Genomic DNA, 632 nt, shown 5'->3' with positions numbered 1-632 from the left:
CGTCGAGACATTTCCGCCCAATCCACAGGCCGTAGGCCTCTACATCACCGCCTGCGCGTCCGGAACGGCGACCGGGACAAGAAGCCGAACGCCGTCCCCACAATCGAGCGCCGTCTTTCCTCCCTGACGTGGAATTATACGCAGCGTGGCCAGCCGCTCGACCGCAAGGACCGCCATATCGCCACTGTGCTCGCCGGCATCCGCAACACCCACGCTTCCCCGCCCCTTCAGAAAGAAGCCATTCTCCCGGAAGACCTGATCGCCATGCTGGAGACGCTCGACCGTGGCACGCTGCGCGGCTTGCGCGATCGCGCCATGCTCTTGCTTGGGTTTGCCGGCGGCCTGCGCCGCTCCGAGATCGTCGGGCTCGATGTTGCCAGGGATCAGACGGAGGACGGCCGCGGCTGGGTCGAGATTTTCGACAAAGGTATTTTGGTGACATTGCGCGGCAAGACGGGCTGGCGCGAGGTCGAGATCGGTCGTGGCTCCTCCGACGCGACCTGCCCTATGGTCGCCCTGCAGACCTGGCTCAAACTGGCCAGGATTGGCCATGGCCCCCTATTTCGACGCGTCACCGGGCAGGGCAAGGCTGTCGGCCCCCAGCGATTGAACGACCGGGAGGTGGCGCGGCT

General features: G+C 65.5%; 1 pseudogene. It reads left to right on the top strand.

What is annotated here, in order from left to right:
- Positions 1-632 (top strand): annotated as a pseudogene (locus tag EOA13_RS37440) (integrase); the annotation flags it as partial.

The organism is Mesorhizobium sp. M7A.F.Ca.US.011.01.1.1 (assembly GCF_003998295.1).
Classification (GTDB): Bacteria; Pseudomonadota; Alphaproteobacteria; order Rhizobiales; family Rhizobiaceae; genus Mesorhizobium.
This window is presented reverse-complemented; position numbering and strand designations above follow the sequence as displayed.